The sequence below is a fragment of the Polynucleobacter asymbioticus genome, assembly GCF_018687575.1.
GTDB classification, from domain to species: domain Bacteria; phylum Pseudomonadota; class Gammaproteobacteria; order Burkholderiales; family Burkholderiaceae; genus Polynucleobacter; species Polynucleobacter asymbioticus_C.
This window is the reverse complement of sequence record NZ_CP061297.1, coordinates 1,277,650-1,293,594: the sequence shown is the minus strand read 5'-3', so window position 1 is coordinate 1,293,594 and position 15,945 is coordinate 1,277,650. Positions and strand designations below refer to the sequence as shown.

At 46.8% G+C, this 15,945-nt stretch carries 17 protein-coding genes; 9 read left to right on the top strand and 8 right to left on the bottom strand.

Annotated elements, in window-relative coordinates:
• The first annotated feature begins 4 nt into the window (after positions 1-4).
• Positions 5-880 (top strand): DMT family transporter, encoded by an 876-nt coding sequence (locus tag AOC19_RS06455; RefSeq protein ID WP_215375008.1) that lies wholly within the window; start codon positions 5-7, stop codon positions 878-880.
• Here AOC19_RS06455 and AOC19_RS06450 read toward each other — a convergent pair.
• From AOC19_RS06450 to AOC19_RS06430, 5 genes are read right to left on the bottom strand one after another with little or no spacing between them, the layout of a single operon-like run.
• The gene (locus tag AOC19_RS06450; protein ID WP_215378198.1) at positions 877-1,302 is read right to left on the bottom strand and encodes a DUF1841 family protein; all 426 of its coding nucleotides are present in this window, start codon (positions 1,300-1,302) and stop codon (positions 877-879) included. The two genes, AOC19_RS06455 and AOC19_RS06450, sit on opposite strands and share 4 nt — an antisense overlap.
• Positions 1,295-1,951: an endonuclease III gene (gene nth / locus AOC19_RS06445; protein ID WP_215378196.1), complete on the bottom strand. Its 657-nt coding sequence runs from the start codon at positions 1,949-1,951 to the stop codon at positions 1,295-1,297. The genes AOC19_RS06450 and nth overlap by 8 nt, the downstream gene beginning before the upstream one ends.
• On the bottom strand, positions 1,951-2,643 hold the full coding sequence (gene rsxB, locus AOC19_RS06440) for an electron transport complex subunit RsxB (RefSeq protein ID WP_215375006.1): 693 nt from the start codon (positions 2,641-2,643) through the stop codon (positions 1,951-1,953). The genes nth and rsxB overlap by 1 nt, the downstream gene beginning before the upstream one ends.
• 54 nt (positions 2,644-2,697) lie before the next feature.
• Positions 2,698-3,996 (bottom strand): polyhydroxyalkanoate depolymerase, encoded by a 1,299-nt coding sequence (locus AOC19_RS06435; protein WP_215375003.1) that lies wholly within the window; start codon positions 3,994-3,996, stop codon positions 2,698-2,700.
• Between the two features lie 42 nt (positions 3,997-4,038).
• Entirely contained in the window at positions 4,039-5,238 is a 1,200-nt protein-coding gene (locus AOC19_RS06430) for an amino acid aminotransferase (protein WP_215375000.1), read from the bottom strand.
• 183 nt (positions 5,239-5,421) lie between these two features.
• On the opposite strand from AOC19_RS06430, the gene uvrB reads away from it, so the two are divergent.
• From uvrB to fdx, 8 genes are all read left to right on the top strand, one after another.
• A complete protein-coding gene (uvrB, locus tag AOC19_RS06425; protein WP_251368004.1) occupies positions 5,422-7,575 on the top strand; it encodes an excinuclease ABC subunit UvrB in 2,154 nt (717 codons plus the stop codon).
• A 114-nt stretch (positions 7,576-7,689) separates the two neighbouring features.
• Positions 7,690-8,259, top strand: coding sequence for a Fe-S cluster assembly transcription factor (locus tag AOC19_RS06420; protein ID WP_215374997.1), 570 nt, complete (start codon positions 7,690-7,692; stop codon positions 8,257-8,259).
• Between the two features lie 42 nt (positions 8,260-8,301).
• Positions 8,302-9,561: an IscS subfamily cysteine desulfurase gene (locus AOC19_RS06415; protein ID WP_435367666.1), complete on the top strand. Its 1,260-nt coding sequence runs from the start codon at positions 8,302-8,304 to the stop codon at positions 9,559-9,561.
• 57 nt (positions 9,562-9,618) lie between these two features.
• A complete protein-coding gene (iscU, locus tag AOC19_RS06410; RefSeq protein WP_015421522.1) occupies positions 9,619-10,005 on the top strand; it encodes a Fe-S cluster assembly scaffold IscU in 387 nt (128 codons plus the stop codon).
• Positions 10,006-10,024: 19 nt separating this feature from the next.
• Entirely contained in the window at positions 10,025-10,348 is a 324-nt protein-coding gene (gene iscA, locus AOC19_RS06405; protein WP_215301393.1) for an iron-sulfur cluster assembly protein IscA, read from the top strand.
• A complete protein-coding gene (hscB, locus tag AOC19_RS06400) occupies positions 10,314-10,853 on the top strand; it encodes a Fe-S protein assembly co-chaperone HscB (protein ID WP_215374994.1) in 540 nt (179 codons plus the stop codon). Before iscA ends, hscB begins: the two co-directional genes overlap by 35 nt.
• Before the next feature lie 18 nt (positions 10,854-10,871).
• A complete protein-coding gene (hscA, locus tag AOC19_RS06395) occupies positions 10,872-12,737 on the top strand; it encodes a Fe-S protein assembly chaperone HscA (RefSeq protein WP_215374991.1) in 1,866 nt (621 codons plus the stop codon).
• Between the two features lie 18 nt (positions 12,738-12,755).
• Positions 12,756-13,094 (top strand): ISC system 2Fe-2S type ferredoxin, encoded by a 339-nt coding sequence (gene fdx, locus AOC19_RS06390; protein WP_215327626.1) that lies wholly within the window; start codon positions 12,756-12,758, stop codon positions 13,092-13,094.
• An 85-nt stretch (positions 13,095-13,179) separates the two neighbouring features.
• Here the strand turns inward: fdx and AOC19_RS06385 are convergent, their stop codons facing one another.
• The 3 genes from AOC19_RS06385 to AOC19_RS06375 all read right to left on the bottom strand — a co-directional run bounded on the left by AOC19_RS06385 (position 13,180) and on the right by AOC19_RS06375 (position 15,872).
• Complete coding sequence (locus AOC19_RS06385) at positions 13,180-13,524, bottom strand: Rap1a/Tai family immunity protein (RefSeq protein ID WP_215374989.1); 345 nt, start codon at positions 13,522-13,524, stop codon at positions 13,180-13,182.
• 52 nt (positions 13,525-13,576) lie between these two features.
• Entirely contained in the window at positions 13,577-14,782 is a 1,206-nt protein-coding gene (locus AOC19_RS09365; protein WP_285896590.1) for a DUF3300 domain-containing protein, read from the bottom strand.
• Between the two features lie 190 nt (positions 14,783-14,972).
• Positions 14,973-15,872 (bottom strand): LysR family transcriptional regulator, encoded by a 900-nt coding sequence (locus tag AOC19_RS06375; protein WP_215374986.1) that lies wholly within the window; start codon positions 15,870-15,872, stop codon positions 14,973-14,975.
• Between the last annotated feature and the right edge of the window lie 73 nt (positions 15,873-15,945).

The following is a 15,945-nucleotide window of genomic DNA, read 5'->3' as shown; positions in this document are numbered from 1 at the left end:
ACATGTGAATAAAGAAACAAAGGGAATGCTGATTGGCTTTGTCGGCATTCTCGTATTTAGTCTAACTTTGCCGATAAGCAAGATTGCAGTTGTCAGCTTCAGCCCCTATTTCATTGCATTTGGTAGAGCCGCTTTAGCGGGCTTAGTTGCCTTGGCCTATCTTTCTTATAAACAGGTACCGCTTCCCAGTAAAACTGATTTAGCTAAGCTTGCAGTAATTGCTTTGGGTGTTGTATTTGGATTTCCAATCTTTACTACTGTCGCTATGAAAGAGGGTTCCTCCTCACATGGCGCCGTGATTTTGGGAATGATGCCCTTAGCGACTACGGTGATCGGAGTGATTCGATTCAAGGAGCGTCCCTCCGTTGGCTTCTGGTTAGTGTCGATGTTGGGTGCTGGCTTGGTAATCATTTATGCGCTACTCAAAAGTTCTGGCAGTTTTACTTATATCGATGGCCTCTTGGTGCTTGGTGGGGTTTGTGCCTGTATTGGATACGTAGAGGGGGGTGAGCTCTCCCGAAAGATGAATCCTCGCATCGTGATTTCTTGGGCGCTAGTGATTTCATTGCCCATCAACTTCATCATGACGTATTTCACATACTCTTCTATCTATTTGAATGCAGATGCCATTGCTTGGACCAGTTTTGTATACCTGAGCTTGTTTCCAATGTATTTGGGCTTCTTCTTTTGGTATGAGGGGCTTGCAGTTGGTGGGATTGCAAGGGTCAGTCAAGTTCAGTTGATTCAGCCTTTTTGCACGCTGCTAGCTTCAAGCTTCTTCTTAGGCGATCACCTCACGGCAATGAATATGGTATTTGCTTTTCTGGTGGTTTCTACTGTCATCCTGAGCAAGCAGATGCTGGTAAAGCGCAGTCACTAATTGAGACGCTGCAAGGCCTCTAGATATTTTTCGGGGCTCAGTGGCTGACCCTCTCGTTGTGCTTCCCACATCACTTGTCCTAGGCATTCCATCATGGCATGTTGAGCTTCATGCTCCGAGCCCAGTTTCTTAGCAAGCCTCTCCGCAATCGCCTTGATACCTGATGGTTGATCGATGGAGATTTGTTCGCTAATTGATAAGTGCATCGAGAGATGCAAAAAAGGATTGGTTTCCCCGCGCTCTGGCGTGTAGTCTTGCGCAACAGCGCCTTCTGGATCGGCGAGCAGGGCATGATACTCCGGGTGTTCAGTCATCCAGTCGCTTGCAAGTATTTCCATTGGCGTCAGAATGTGATCTTCGGTTTTCTTTTTCCAGGTATCGCAAAAAAAGCGACGCACTTCTTCACGGGTTGGATTAAATATTGCCACGAACTTTTCCTTTACCAGTTTTTTGTTTGAACTCACACAGCGGTTCAACAATGCATTGCTCGCAATCGGGATTGCGTGCTTTGCAGGTATATCTACCATGCAGAATAAGCCAATGATGCGCATCCATCAAAAATTCTTTTGGTACACGCTTGAGTAATTGCTCTTCCACTTTTACAACATCTTTGCCGGGCGCTAAGCCAGTTCGGTTTGAGACTCTAAAGATGTGGGTATCAACTGCCATGGTGGGCTGACCAAAAGCAGTATTGAGAATAACGTTCGCGGTCTTTCTGCCGACACCTGGAAGTGTCTCTAAATCTTCCCGATTTTGAGGCACTTCGCCACCATGCTTTTCGATTAGGAGTCGGCAGGTCTCTTGAATATGCCTTCCTTTGGAATTGAATAAACCAATGTGCTGAATATAGGGTTTAACGCCTTCCTCACCCAGTTCCAAAAGTGCTTGAGGTGTATTGGCAATCTGAAATAGCTTGCGAGTGCCTTTATTTACTGAAATGTCGGTTGCTTGTGCAGAGAGTAAAACTGCTATCAGTAACTCAAATGGGGAGCTGTACTCCAGTTCCGTTTCTGGATGTGGATTATTTTCCCTGAGCAATTCGAAGAAAGCCTGACGTTTTTCAAGATTCATCATTTCTTTTGCTGGGCCCTTGCAATGGCGGCAGCAATGATTGCGCGCTTTCTCTCTTGTTCTTTTATGGCTTCTTCTGAGTCTGGGTTCTCTGCGTTGACGGCGACTAATTTTGCAGCAGCCTTCTTTGCCAGTCGCTCATCATTGTCGCGCTGCTCGCGATCTAAGCGCAGGTCACGCGATTCGTATCGTCTACGTGCCAGTGCGGCTAATTCCGGGGTCCAGGCATCCCAACCAGTTTTCTCCTGAGTGACATCAACCATCGTGATGCAATCTACAGGGCAGGGCGGTATACAGAGATCACAACCAGTGCACCAATCGCTCAAGACTACGTGCATTTGCTTAGAGGCGCCGACAATGGCATCTACAGGACATGCCTGAATGCACAAGGTGCAGCCGATGCAAGTCTTGGAGTCAATAAGGGCAACTGGTCTGGGGCGCTCGATGCCACATTCGGGGTTGATTTCAGGATGTAGTTCAAAAGCATCCTGAGGGAAGATGGGGGTGAGGATAGCGCTGAGCCTTTGAATGCCCTCCACACCTCCCGGTGGACAACGATTTGGTAGAGCCTCACCAGTCGCCATGGCCTCTGCATAAGCTCTGCAGTCAGGATAGCTACATTTAGTACATTGGGTTTGAGGAAGAATATCCTCGAGACGATTAGCTAGTTCTTTCGTCTGCTGGATGTTCATTGCAATTGAGGCGCCCTAAAACTAGAAGCGCGACCCGAGAGTCGCGCCGCTGGTTTATGCAGCCTTTTTAGATCCCAGTTTTGGGGGTCGAGCTTTTGTTTTCTTCTGAACACCTTGATGCTCACGAATAAACGACTTAATTTTTGGATATACCTTCTCACGCCAACGACGGCCAGAGAAGATGCCGTAGTGACCAGCGCCCGCAACTTCGTAGTGGTCCTTATCAGCTTTTGGAATGCCAGCACATAAGGCGTGGGCTGAGCGGGTTTGTCCACTGCCAGAGATGTCGTCTAATTCACCTTCAACGGTGAGAAGGGCGGTTTTCTTAATATCCTGTGGTTTCACTAGATCGCCAGATACTTCCCAGGTACCGTTTGGTAATGAGTAGTCCTGGAATACCGTCTTGATCGTGTCTAAGTAGAACTTCGCATCCATATCGAGTACTGCGTTGTACTCATCATAGAAACGAATATGCGCTTCGGCATCTTGTTCATCGCCGCGCACTAAGTTCTGGAAGTAATCCCAATGTGACTGCAGGTGGTTCTGAGGATTCATGGCGATAAAGCCAGTGTGTTGTAAGAAGCCTGGATACACTTTGCGACCAGCACCTGGGTAGCTAGGTGGTACCTTATAAATTACATGACTTTCAAACCAGTCATACGATTTTTGATCGGCCAAGTTATTCACAGCAGTCGGTGACTTGCGTGCATCAATTGGGCCACCCATCATGATCATAGAGGCTGGTGTCTTTTCACCAGCGGAAGCCATTAAAGAGATTGCGCCTAATGTAGGAACTGTTGGTTGACATACGGAGATCACATGCAAGTTCTCAGCGCCGATTGCACGGATGAAATCCTGAACATAATGCACATAGTCATCTAAACCAAAATCACCAGCATCAGCTGGAACAATGCGTGCGTCAATCCAATCGGTGATATACACCTTGTGGTCTTGCAGGAGGGTGCGCACAGTGTCACGCAATAGTGTTGAGTGGTGGCCGGATAAAGGTGCAACAACCAAAACCGCTGGATCATCTTTGAGCTTTTTAATGACATCAAGATCATCAGAGAAACGCTTGAAGCGAATCAGATTGCAAAATGGTTTGGCTACGATAGTTCTCTCATGAATCGCCACTTCGCGACCATGTGCTTGCACGGAGCGAATACCAAATTCGGGTTTCTTATAGTCTTTCCCTAGGCGGTATAGGAGTTCGTAACTTGCGGCTAAACGTTCTGAGCCAGGAACCTTTGATGCAGGGTTTGAAGCATTGATAAAAGCTTCAGAAGCAGCACGAGCCCATGAGCTCATTGGTTGAAGTAAGGCTTTTTGAAATTCGTGTAGCTGATATAGCATGTTGACTCCTAGTAAATCCGTGTAACCGCTTATTACCGGTTGTTACGCTAATACGCGGGCGATTGCTTGAGCTACCTTATCAATATTTTTGGTATTGAGGGCGGCCACACAAATGCGGCCAGTGGAGAGGGCATAAATGCCATCCTCTTTTTGTAAACGTTCTACTTGTTCCGCAGTTAATCCGGAGTAAGAAAACATACCGCGCTGAGCTTCAATAAAAGCAAAGTCTTGCTTTGCGCCAGCGGCGGCCAATTTTTCTACAAGTCCATGACGCATTGCCTTGATGCGATCACGCATTTGTGCCAACTCATCTTCCCATAGCTGTCTGAGTTCTGGCGAATTCAGAACGGCGGCTGCAATTGCAGCACCATGAGTTGGGGGGTTGGAGTAGTTTGTGCGAATCACGCGCTTCAATTGAGAAAGTACGCGAGTGGATTCATCTTTGCTTTGAGTCACGATAGACAGTGCACCAACTCGCTCACCATAGAGTGAGAAGGATTTAGAGAAAGAGCTTGATACAAAGAAAGACATGCCAGAGTCAGCAAATAAACGAACAGCAATACCGTCTTGCTCGATACCAGCAGCAAACCCTTGGTAAGCCATATCTAAAAATGGAATCAGTTGCTTTGCTTTGCAAATCTCAATTACCTGACGCCATTGCGCTTCAGTAATGTCGGCGCCAGTTGGGTTGTGGCAGCAAGCATGCAATAAGACTGTGGTGAACTTTGGGAAAGACTCTAAAGATTTCACCATGCCATCAAAATCAACGCCACGAGTCTTGCCATCGAAATAGGTGTACTCAACCACTTCAAATCCTGCGGATTCAAAAATGCCGCGATGGTTTTCCCAGGTTGGGTTGCTGATCGCGCAAGGTGCATTTAAATTAAGACGCTTAATAAAATCTGCGCCAACGCGCAACGCACCAGTGCCACCAAGGCATTCCGCGGTGACAACGCGACCGTCTTTAATAAGCGAAGAGTCTGCGCCAAACAAGAGGTTCTGTACTGCACTGTTGTAGGGGTTAGGGCCTTCGATTGGAATATAGCTGCGCGGAGACTGCTTCGCGACAATTGCTTCCTCAGCTTTAATGACTGCCTTTAAGAGAGGTACCTTGCCTTCATCGGTGTAATAGACGCCAACACCCAAGTTCACCTTGTCTGCACGTTGATCTGCGACATAGGCTTCTGTGAGGCCAAAAATGGGGTCTTTAGGGGCTAACTGGACTGAGGTAAAAAGGTTCATTTGGGGGTCGAAAAGGGGGTGGTAATGTAGGTTAAAAAGGGTATTTCAGTGTTAATTGACGTTAAATTCAGTTAAATTTACTTTAAATGGCTGTTTTTGAGTCTAGATTCAACTATTTCCAAATAAAAACGGCAAAATCAATGTTTGTACAAAATTCGCTGTGAACTAATTGTCACAAGTGAAATGATAGCTGAGATGCCCCCTAAGTTGCCTAAAAGTTCCTCAAATTCCAAAGTCGCTGAAAGCAAGAAAACCCCGGTAGCCGATCCTTTGGGCGAGGTGGGTCACGACCTGGATCCGGCTAAGTTCATTTCGTTCCCGGATTCCCCATTTCAGCTGTATCAGCCATTTCCGCCAGCAGGGGATCAGCCAGCTGCTATTGATGCTCTGGTGGCTGGAATTGAGGATGGATTGACTTTCCAGACCCTTTTAGGGGTTACTGGTTCGGGTAAAACCTTCACGATGGCCAATGTGATTGCTAGAACGGGCCGTCCTGCGATCATTTTTGCCCCTAATAAGACCTTGGCTGCCCAGCTTTACAGTGAGTTTCGGGAGTTTTTCCCAAAAAATGCAGTGGAGTATTTCGTCAGTTACTACGACTACTACCAGCCAGAGGCCTATGTGCCGACGCGAGATTTGTTTATTGAAAAAGATTCATCCATCAATGAGCACATTGAGCAAATGCGACTGTCTGCTACCAAGAGTTTGTTAGAGCGACGGGATGTCATCATTGTGGCGACTGTCTCTGCAATTTACGGTATCGGTAATCCAGGTGACTATCACAGCATGGTGATGACTTTACGTCCTGGTGACAAGATGAGTCAGCGCGATATTTTGATGCGTTTAATTGCAATGCAATACGACCGCAATGAAATGGATTTCAAGCGTGGCGTTTTCCGAGTGCGCGGCGACACAATTGATATTTTCCCAGCTGAGCACAATGAATTAGCTGTGCGCGTTGAGCTCTTTGATGATGTCATTGAGAGTTTGCAATTTTTTGATCCCCTCACTGGAAAAATTCGTCAGAAAATTCCACGCTTCACCGTTTATCCAAGTTCACACTACGTTACTCCCCGCGACACGGTTCTGAAGGCGATTGAAACGATTAAGGCTGAACTACGTATTCGCTTAGATGAGTTCGTTAAGGACGGCAAGTTAGTTGAAGCTCAGCGTCTCGAGCAGCGCACTCGCTTTGATTTGGAGATGCTCAATGAATTGGGTTTCTGCAAGGGTATTGAGAACTACTCCCGCCACCTCTCGGGCGCTATGCCTGGAGAGGCGCCACCTACCTTGGTGGACTACTTGCCAAATGATGCCTTGATGTTCCTGGACGAGAGTCACGTACTTATCGGACAGCTCAATGCCATGTACAACGGTGATAAATCTCGCAAACATACTTTGGTGGAGTTTGGTTTCCGCTTGCCTTCAGCAATGGATAACCGACCACTCAAGTTCACTGAGTTTGAAACAAAGATGCGTCAAACCGTTTTTGTTTCTGCTACACCAGCTGATTATGAAAATACGCACACTGGACAAGTAGTCGAGCAAGTGGCTAGGCCAACGGGATTAGTGGATCCAGAAATTGAAGTGTTACCAGCAAGCTCGCAAGTAGATGATTTACTCAGTCAGATTCATGAGCGCGTCAAGGTGCATGAGCGTGTCTTGGTTACAGTCTTAACAAAACGGATGGCCGAGCAGTTAACTGATTACTTATCGGATAACGGCGTAAAGGTACGTTATGTCCACTCCGATATTGATACGGTTGAGCGGGTAGAAATTCTGCGCGATTTGCGTTTGGGTGTCTTCGATGTCTTGGTGGGTATTAATTTATTGCGTGAGGGCTTGGATATTCCTGAGGTCTCATTAGTTGCCATTTTGGATGCAGATAAAGAGGGCTTCTTACGCTCTGAGCGTAGCTTGATCCAAACGATTGGTAGGGCGGCGCGAAATGTCAAAGGTAAGGCAATTTTGTATGCCGACCGAATTACCGATTCCATGAAGCGTGCGATGGGTGAGACTGAGCGCCGCCGCACCAAACAGGTGGCCTTTAACAAAGCAAATGGGATAGAGCCAAGAGGAGTTCAGAAGCGTATCAAGGACATCATTGATGGGGTCTATGACGTCAAAGAGAAGCGCTCTGAGATGCAAGTGGAGCAGGAGCGGGCTCGCTATGAAGATATGAGCGAGAAGGACCTGGCAGGCGAAATCAAGCGCTTAGAGAAGCAAATGAACTCGGAAGCCAAGAATCTGGAGTTTGAAAAGGCCGCAGCTACCCGTGATCGCCTTACAAAGGTTAAGGAAATGGCTTTCGGGGCGCGCTCACGGGACGCTATCTAGGGGTCTTTCAATCCTGAGCAAAATAGTTGGGTATATGTTAAAGTTGAGTGGAATGGTCGGGTATTACCCGCCCGGCTGTTAGCTGTCCATAACAATCCATTACCAAGGTGACATATGAGACTTACAACCAAAGGCCGTTTTGCAGTAACCGCAATGATTGATTTAGCCCTGCGTGAAACGCACGGGCCTGTAACTTTGGCCGGAATTAGCCAGAGACAGAAGATTTCCCTGTCTTACCTCGAGCAATTGTTCGGCAAATTACGCCGTTTCAATATTGTTGATAGCACTCGTGGCCCAGGTGGTGGTTACACCCTTGCCCGCAAGTCGGAAGAGATTAGTGTGGCCGACATCATTGTGGCAGTCGATGAGCCCTTAGACGCTACCCAATGTGGTGGCAAAGGCAATTGCCATAGTGATGAAGAAAACCATGGTCGATGTATGACCCATGATTTATGGTCAAACCTGAATGCCAAGATGGTGGAGTACCTCAGCTCGGTAACTTTGCGTGACTTGGTGCAGCAGCAATCAGGGCGTGGAATCGTATTGCACGATTTACGTCCCAAAAAAGCCAAGACTGATAGCGTAAAGGCAGAAAAGCCGGCAACAGCAGTCGCAGCAACAAAAGAAGTCGCCCCCAAGCGGCCTCTTGTGAATTCTGTTTTTAACTTGGCTCAGCAAAGTTGAGTCGCGCGATTAATTTCTTAGCCCATTGATAGATAAATAAAAATGAACGCACCACAAGACATTCCCCAGCAGGCAGTTCCCATGTTTAGTCCTAAGCACTTCCCGGTATATATGGACTATTCAGCTACTACGCCGATTGATCCACGCGTGGTCGATAAGATGTTGCCTTACTTGCGTGAGCAATTCGGTAATGCGGCATCCCGTAGTCACGCCTATGGTTGGGCTGCGGAGGAGGCGGTTGAGTGGGCGCGTTCAGAAGTAGCCCAGCTAGTTCATGCTGACCCTAGAGAGATTGTGTTCACCAGTGGCGCAACTGAAAGTATTAACCTGGCTCTCAAAGGTGCCGCTCACTTTTATAAAGAGCGTGGTAATCACATCATCACCGTGAAGACTGAGCACAAAGCAACCTTAGATACTTGCCGTGAGTTGGAGCGCGAAGGCTTTGAAGTAACTTATTTAGATGTGTTGCCTAATGGATTGATTGATTTTGCTCAGCTAGAGGCAGCAATGAAGCCAGGCACTATCTTGGCATCAGTTATGTACGTGAACAACGAGATTGGTGTAGTGCAAGATATCCCGAAAATTGGTGAATTGTGCCGTTCCCGTGGTGTGATATTGCATGTGGATGCAGCGCAAGCGACTGGCAAGGTAGAGATTGATTTAGAGAAAGTTAAAGTCGATTTAATGAGTTTCTCTGCTCACAAGACTTATGGTCCAAAAGGTATTGGCGCACTGTTTGTCCGTCGTAAGCCTCGTATTCGTATTGAGGCACAGATTCACGGTGGCGGTCATGAGCGTGGCATGCGTTCTGGTACTTTGGCGGTTCACCAAATTGTTGGCATGGGAGAGGCTTTCCGCATTGCCCGTCTTGAGATGGTTTCAGGCAATGCTCGCATCCGCGCTTTGCGTGATCGCTTGCTCAATGGTTTGAAAGATATTGAAGAGGTTTATGTGAATGGTGATATGGATCACCGTGTTCCACATAACCTGAATATCAGCTTTAACTATGTTGAAGGTGAATCGATGTTGATGGCATTGAAAGATTTGGCCATCTCATCTGGTTCTGCATGTACTTCAGCATCCCTAGAGCCTTCTTATGTATTGCGGGCACTTGGTCGTAACGATGAATTAGCCCATAGCTCAATTCGCTTTACTCTGGGGCGCTTTACTACCGAACAGGAAGTGGATTTCACAATCAAGCTGGTGAAAGAGAAGATTGCGAAGTTGCGCGAACTTTCACCACTTTGGGAAATGTTTAAAGATGGTATTGATCTCAGCACCATCCAGTGGGCAGCACACTAAACAGTATTCAAGATAGTTAAGCTAAACAATAGATAAGAGAAATAACGAGGAAATACCATGGCATATAGCGACAAAGTAATTGATCATTATGAAAATCCCCGTAACGTGGGTTCTTTTGAAAAAGGTGATGACCAGGTAGGTACTGGCATGGTTGGTGCACCTGCATGCGGCGATGTTATGAAATTACAAATCCGTGTCAATGACCAAGGCGTGATTGAAGACGCTAAGTTCAAAACTTACGGTTGCGGCTCTGCGATTGCATCTTCTTCTTTGGTAACCGAGTGGGTTAAAGGTAAAACTTTGGACCAAGCCTTAGAGATTAAAAACTCCTTAATTGCAGAAGAGTTGGCTTTGCCCCCTGTAAAAATTCACTGCTCAATTTTGGCTGAGGATGCCATTAAGGCCGCAGTTGCTGACTATAAAGAAAAGCATCCAGCTCAGTAAAGATAAAGAGGCTTTCACCATGGCAATTACCTTAACCGACAAAGCAGCAAAACATGTTCAGCGCAATTTAGATAAGCGCGGCAAAGGCTGTGGCTTACGCTTAGGTGTTCGCACTACTGGTTGTTCTGGCTTAGCCTATCAACTAGAGTACGTAGATGAGGCCGCTCCAGAGGATACAAAGTTCGAATCCAATGGCATCACTATTTTTATTGATCCCAAGAGCTTGGCCTATTTAGATGGCACTGAATTGGATTTTGTTCGTGAGGGCCTCAACGAAGGCTTTAAGTTTCAGAATCCGAATGTAAAAGATGAGTGTGGTTGTGGTGAATCCTTCCGCGTCTGACGATTACTTTCGTTTCTTTGGTTTAGAGCAACAATTCAAGCTGGATTTGTCTGCATTAGATCAGACTTATCTGGCAATCCAAAAAGAGGTTCATCCGGATCGCCATGCTCGTGGAAGTGATGCTGAGCAGCGATTGGCCATGCAAATGGCTACATTAGCTAATACCGCTTTTCAGACACTCAAGAATCCTATCCAGCGCGGGCTCTATATATGCCAACTCCATGGAGTAGACGCTCGTCTGGAAACGAATACTGCCATGCCAGCCGCTTTTCTGATGAAGCAAATGGAGTGGCGTGAGAGTCTTGAAGATCAAGATGAGGATCTCGGTGCGCTAGAGGCTTTAGCCGAAGAGGTTGATCAGTCCAAGCGCGATACCTTGGTAGAGATTACGCAAGCTATCGATGGCGCCAAGAATTATGAGCGTGCTGCTGAGTTGCTCAGAGGTCTTCTTTTTATTGATAAGTTTGCGCTCGAGCTAAATGATGCCATCTCTGCTTTGGTATAGCTTTACACTCTAGTCCCCATGGCCTTATTACAAATCTCCGAACCTGGTAAATCACTTGCTCCGCATCAGCGGCGGATTGCGATCGGCATTGACTTGGGCACTACCAACTCCTTGGTAGCGATCGTGCGAGATGCTTTGCCTAAAGTTCTTCCGGATGCAGAAGGGCGCGAACTATTGCCTTCAGTAGTGCGTTACTTGCCTAACGGTAGAACACAAGCTGGCTTTGAGGCGATTGAAAGTATTGTTGCTGATCCCAAAAATACGATTGTTTCTGTCAAGCGCTTCATGGGTCGCGGCATTGCCGATGTAGAAAACATTGAGAACGCACCTTACGACTTTGTAGATGAGCCAGGAATGTTGAAGTTACGAACAGTGGCTGGCGATAAGAGTCCCATTGAAGTCTCTGCAGAAATTTTGGCGCGCTTGCGTCAACTGGCTGAAGATTCTGTAAATGACGATATTGTTGGCGCAGTGATTACTGTACCTGCATATTTTGATGATGCACAGCGCCAGGCCACTAAAGATGCTGCTAGATTGGCTGGCATTGAAGTATTGCGATTGCTCAACGAGCCTACTGCAGCTGCAATTGCCTATGGATTAGATAATGCATCTGAAGGTACCTACGCTGTATACGACTTGGGTGGCGGAACTTTCGATATCTCGATCTTGCGTATGAGCAGGGGAGTATTTGAAGTGCTCTCAACTGGCGGTGACTCTGCTCTAGGTGGTGATGACTTTGATCATCGCTTATATTGCTGGGTCATCGAGCAAGCAAAACTTCCTCCGCTCTCGATTCATGATCATCGTAAATTATTACTCTCTTGCAAGCATGCAAAAGAACAATTGAGTCACAACCCCTTAGCTCGCGTTCACGAAACTCTTGCCGATGGCACAGTAGTGAATGTCGGCATCAGTCAGGCCCAGTTCTTTGAGATTACTCAGAACCTCATTAGCAAAACATTAACAGCAGTAAAAAAGGCTTTGCGCGACGCCGGCCTCAAGGCTGAAGAAGTGAAGGGTGTGGTGATGGTGGGTGGTGCGACTCGCATGCCTCATGTGCAACGTGCAGTTGGCGAATTGTTTGGCACTAAACCCTTAAATAATCTCAATCCAGATCAAGTGGTTGCTTTGGGTGCAGCCATGCAAGCAGATTTACTTGCTGGCAATCAAAGTAAAGATGATGAGTGGTTATTGCTAGATGTGATTCCTCTTTCCCTTGGTCTTGAAACCATGGGCGGTTTGGTAGAAAAAATTATTCCGCGCAATACGCCTATTCCAGTAGCGCGTGCACAAGACTTTACGACCTTTAAAGACGGCCAAACTGCGCTAGCAATTCAGGTAGTTCAAGGTGAGCGCGAGTTAGCGCAAGATTGTCGATCTCTCGGTAAGTTTGAATTGCGTGGCATTCCACCTATGGCTGCTGGTGCTGCCCGTATTCGGGTGACATTTCAGGTAGATGCGGATGGCTTGCTCTCTGTTAGCGCTATGGAGCAGGGCTCTGGCGTACAAGCTTCGATTGATATTAAGCCTTCTTATGGTTTAACCGATGCTGAGATTACCCGGATGTTGCAAGATGGTTTTGCTTCAGCCAAAGTAGATCTCTTAGCGAGATCCTTGCGTGAAGAGCAGGTGAATGCACAGCGTTTATTGGATGCTGTGCAAACTGCCTTAGATTCTGATCGTGGATTGTTGAATGAGCAAGAGCAAGCGAGTGTTGATCAAGAGATGTCCACCTTGCGAAAGGTTCTGACAGAAGAGGCGGATAGCGATATTTTGAGGAAAGCGGTAGATCATGCCGCCAAGGCTACTGATGACTTTGCTCAAAAGCGCATGAACGCAAGTATCCAGAAGGCTTTAGCTGGTAAGAATGTTGCTGAAATTTAAGAAAAGAAAATTATTAAGATGACTCAGATCGTTGTTCTACCCCATAGCGAGTATTGCCCCGAAGGCGCTGTGCTGGAAGTAACTCCAGGTACCTCTGTTTGTGAAGCCTTGCTAGAAAACAATATTCCAATTGAACATGCTTGCGATATGGTTTGTGCTTGCACTACCTGTCACGTGATTGTGAAAGAGGGTTATCAGAGCCTTAATGAGCCTGATGAGAATGAAGAGGACTTGCTTGATCGCGCATGGGGTCTGAATCCCCAGTCACGATTGTCTTGCCAAGCAATTGTTGCACGTCAGGATCTGGTGATTGAGATTCCGAAGTACTCTATCAATCACGCCAAAGAAAATCATTAATTGATTTAAAGTTTTCAAGAAACAAAAAGCCACCCTAGGGGTGGCTTTTTTAATGCTAGATTAGAAGATCAAGCAATTGAATGCATTACTTTCCGCAAGGGAACACACCCTCTAAAAACTTCAACATCGTTTCTGCTGCTGGTTTTGGTCCGTTAGATGGGTTTGCATTGGCCCAGGCAATGTATTCATCTACCACCTGAATACGTGATGGTGCAGGTTGCTTGACGCAAATCTTACTAGGAGCAGTTTTTGGGTTACGTGTTGCAAGGTAGGTGTCATAAACAGCTTGGCCATAAATTTGGCAAGTAACGTTTGTGCTTCCATCGCCTTTGCAGTATTGAAGCAGTTCATCAGTAGTAGTTGCGTTGGCTGCTTGCATGCTAGTTGCCATTCCGAAGGCTAGGGTAGCTGCAATTAAAAATTTCTTCATGTTCATTCCTTTAATCAATTTTATATATGTCAATGTAGATAAGCGTGAGTAATTAGCGGCGACCACGACCACCACCGCCAAAGCCACCACCATGGCCACCACCAAAGTGATCACCGCCGCCATCAAAGCGAGCACCGCGTGTATCGCCAAATCCGCCACCGCCACCAAATCGATCACCACCACCGGAAGTTCGGCTAGCAGCACGATCTCCGCCACCAAAATTACCGCCGCGGTCAGCGCTACTTCTGTCACCTGTTCGATCGGCACCCGAGCGATTTGCAGCTCGATCGCCAGCACGATTGCCGCTCAAATCTCCACGTTGGAGGTTCTGGCGTAATTGATCACGCTCAGCGTCGCGACTCGCGTTCGCTCCGGCGCCTCCACCAAGATTGGCATTGCGGCGTTGCTGATCTGGTTTCCAGTCGCTGGACCCACCATTGCGATTGCCGTTCCAGTTATTGTTGGTGTTCTTATTGAAATTGTTGAAGTTATTGTTGTTTACGGTCAGCGATCCACCGCCATAACCGCCACCCCAATGGCAACCACCCCAAAGTGCTGCTCCAACTGCCATGCCAACCCCAAAGGAGAGGAGGGCAGTGCCCGCTACGTATCCAGGTGGATAGTAGGCGTATGGAGGATATGCTGGGTAGGCCCATGCACCATAAACAACGGTTGGGTTATAAGTGGGGACATAGACAACTTGAGGGTTCGCAGGCTCAATGATGATGGTCTGACTGCTGCCACTACCTTGAGTGCTAACTGTCTGCTGAGAGTTTGACTCCAATGTGCCGGCTTTTTTCGCCTTGGCACGCAATGCTTGGATAGCATTCATGGCATCAGATTGCTGAGCCAAAACTGCATTACCCAATTGTTGAGTCCAGCTTAATTGAGAGCCCATCATCTCCAGTACCGGTGGAAATGACACTAAAGATTTGACGCTGGCATCCCAGTTTTGCTGCTGCAATGCTTTATTCAGAGCATCACCTTTTAAGTTGGCATTGGATTTAACCCAATTGGATGCCTCAGCAATCTCCAAAGGGTAGGTCGATGCCATCAGCACTTGTGAGACTAGTGCATCTGGGTAGAGAGCGATCGGCGCTACCAAGGCTTCTAGTTGTGCTTGCGTAAGCTTTGCTGTCTGCTGTTGGCTCGTGTTCTGGGCATATGCCACAGGAGCTGTCGCAGGAATAATGAGTGCAGCCGAGAGTAGACTTGCTATGAAACGAGATGGAATGCCCATCTTCTTTGTTGCCAACATTGGCACCCCTTTATATAGGTTGAATATGTATTGATTTTACCGAATGGCACATATCTGAAAATATGCACCAAATTAAAGCATAACGCACTTAAAGCAGGCAAAACAATAATTCAGGGAGGGGGCAGGGGAATACGATGAACTTGTTGTTCATTCTTTAGTTTTACCTCCATAGATTTTCTTTCAAGCCACCCTAAGGGGTGGCTTTTCTTTTTGCAGATACCTCATCTAGGAAGTACTTTTTAATTTCTTGGGTGATATTTTCACGTGAGTGTTTGCGTTTTTCCAGCAAACCCACTTTTCGGAAAATCGTTTTGCCGGGGAGTGCGGAGATTTTGAGTTGGCGATCGTTATCCCAGGATACATTGGCAAGTTTGGGAACAATTGAGTACCCAAGTCCCTGTCTGACAAGTTCAATAATCGCCTCAACTGAATTGAGTTCCATGCCTTCTTTAATGCTGAGTTTGTTTGCTCGAATAGTTTGATCTACTAGGTGACCTGTCCAAGTATTTCTTTCGAAGCGCATAAATGGCAGTTCATTGGCAATCTCTTTGGGTGTAGCGCCTTTTTTGCTGGTGCGGGCCGGAGAAATGAGAACCATTGGCTCCGTATATAACTCCGTCCATTGAATGTTCTGCGGTAATGCGTAGGGGGATTCGGTCACAATCGCCGCATCTAGACTGCCTTCAATTACCTGATCAAGAAAGTTATTCGAAAGACCTGCAATGAGTTTGATTTCGAGTTCTGGGTAGTTCTGCTTGAGCTCATTCAATGTGTTTCCAAATGCTCCCATTAAGGTTGAAACGAGGGCACCTAGAACAATAGTTCCGCTAAGTTCAGATTTAAAGTCAGAGCCCAAGGCTTCATAGCGTGCGATGATTTCTTGGATTGGCTCAACTAAGGCTCTGCCATGATGATTTAAGGTCATAGAGCGCTTGGTTCTGTCAAAAAGCTCAACACCAATATCTGCCTCTAATTGCTGCAATTGCTGACCCGCAGCGGCAGCCGTAAGACCTATCTCACGTGCAGCCGCCGCCACGCTCTTGTGTCTTGAAATGGCCAGGAAGTTTTTGAGTACTCGGATGCTAGGCATGGTATTAAATATAAAGTATTTATTTATCTCAAAGAAAATTATATTCGATTTATTTTTTACTATCTATCGATAT

Excerpts from the sequence above, each read along its gene's own strand:
- AOC19_RS06420 (WP_215374997.1), top strand. The coding sequence starts at position 7,690 with ATGAGACTTACAACCAAAGGCCGTTTTGCAGTAACCGCAATGATTGAT.
- nth (WP_215378196.1), bottom strand. The coding sequence starts at position 1,951 with ATGAATCTTGAAAAACGTCAGGCTTTCTTCGAATTGCTCAGGGAAAAT.
- fdx (WP_215327626.1), top strand. The coding sequence starts at position 12,756 with ATGACTCAGATCGTTGTTCTACCCCATAGCGAGTATTGCCCCGAAGGC.
- uvrB (WP_251368004.1), top strand. The coding sequence starts at position 5,422 with ATGATAGCTGAGATGCCCCCTAAGTTGCCTAAAAGTTCCTCAAATTCC.
- hscB (WP_215374994.1), top strand. The coding sequence starts at position 10,314 with ATGAGTGTGGTTGTGGTGAATCCTTCCGCGTCTGACGATTACTTTCGT.
- AOC19_RS06435 (WP_215375003.1), bottom strand. The coding sequence starts at position 3,996 with ATGCTATATCAGCTACACGAATTTCAAAAAGCCTTACTTCAACCAATG.
- iscU (WP_015421522.1), top strand. The coding sequence starts at position 9,619 with ATGGCATATAGCGACAAAGTAATTGATCATTATGAAAATCCCCGTAAC.
- AOC19_RS06385 (WP_215374989.1), bottom strand. The coding sequence starts at position 13,524 with ATGAAGAAATTTTTAATTGCAGCTACCCTAGCCTTCGGAATGGCAACT.
- AOC19_RS06375 (WP_215374986.1), bottom strand. The coding sequence starts at position 15,872 with ATGCCTAGCATCCGAGTACTCAAAAACTTCCTGGCCATTTCAAGACAC.
- hscA (WP_215374991.1), top strand. The coding sequence starts at position 10,872 with ATGGCCTTATTACAAATCTCCGAACCTGGTAAATCACTTGCTCCGCAT.
- AOC19_RS09365 (WP_285896590.1), bottom strand. The coding sequence starts at position 14,782 with ATGTTGGCAACAAAGAAGATGGGCATTCCATCTCGTTTCATAGCAAGT.
- iscA (WP_215301393.1), top strand. The coding sequence starts at position 10,025 with ATGGCAATTACCTTAACCGACAAAGCAGCAAAACATGTTCAGCGCAAT.
- AOC19_RS06415 (WP_435367666.1), top strand. The coding sequence starts at position 8,302 with ATGAACGCACCACAAGACATTCCCCAGCAGGCAGTTCCCATGTTTAGT.
- AOC19_RS06430 (WP_215375000.1), bottom strand. The coding sequence starts at position 5,238 with ATGAACCTTTTTACCTCAGTCCAGTTAGCCCCTAAAGACCCCATTTTT.
- rsxB (WP_215375006.1), bottom strand. The coding sequence starts at position 2,643 with ATGAACATCCAGCAGACGAAAGAACTAGCTAATCGTCTCGAGGATATT.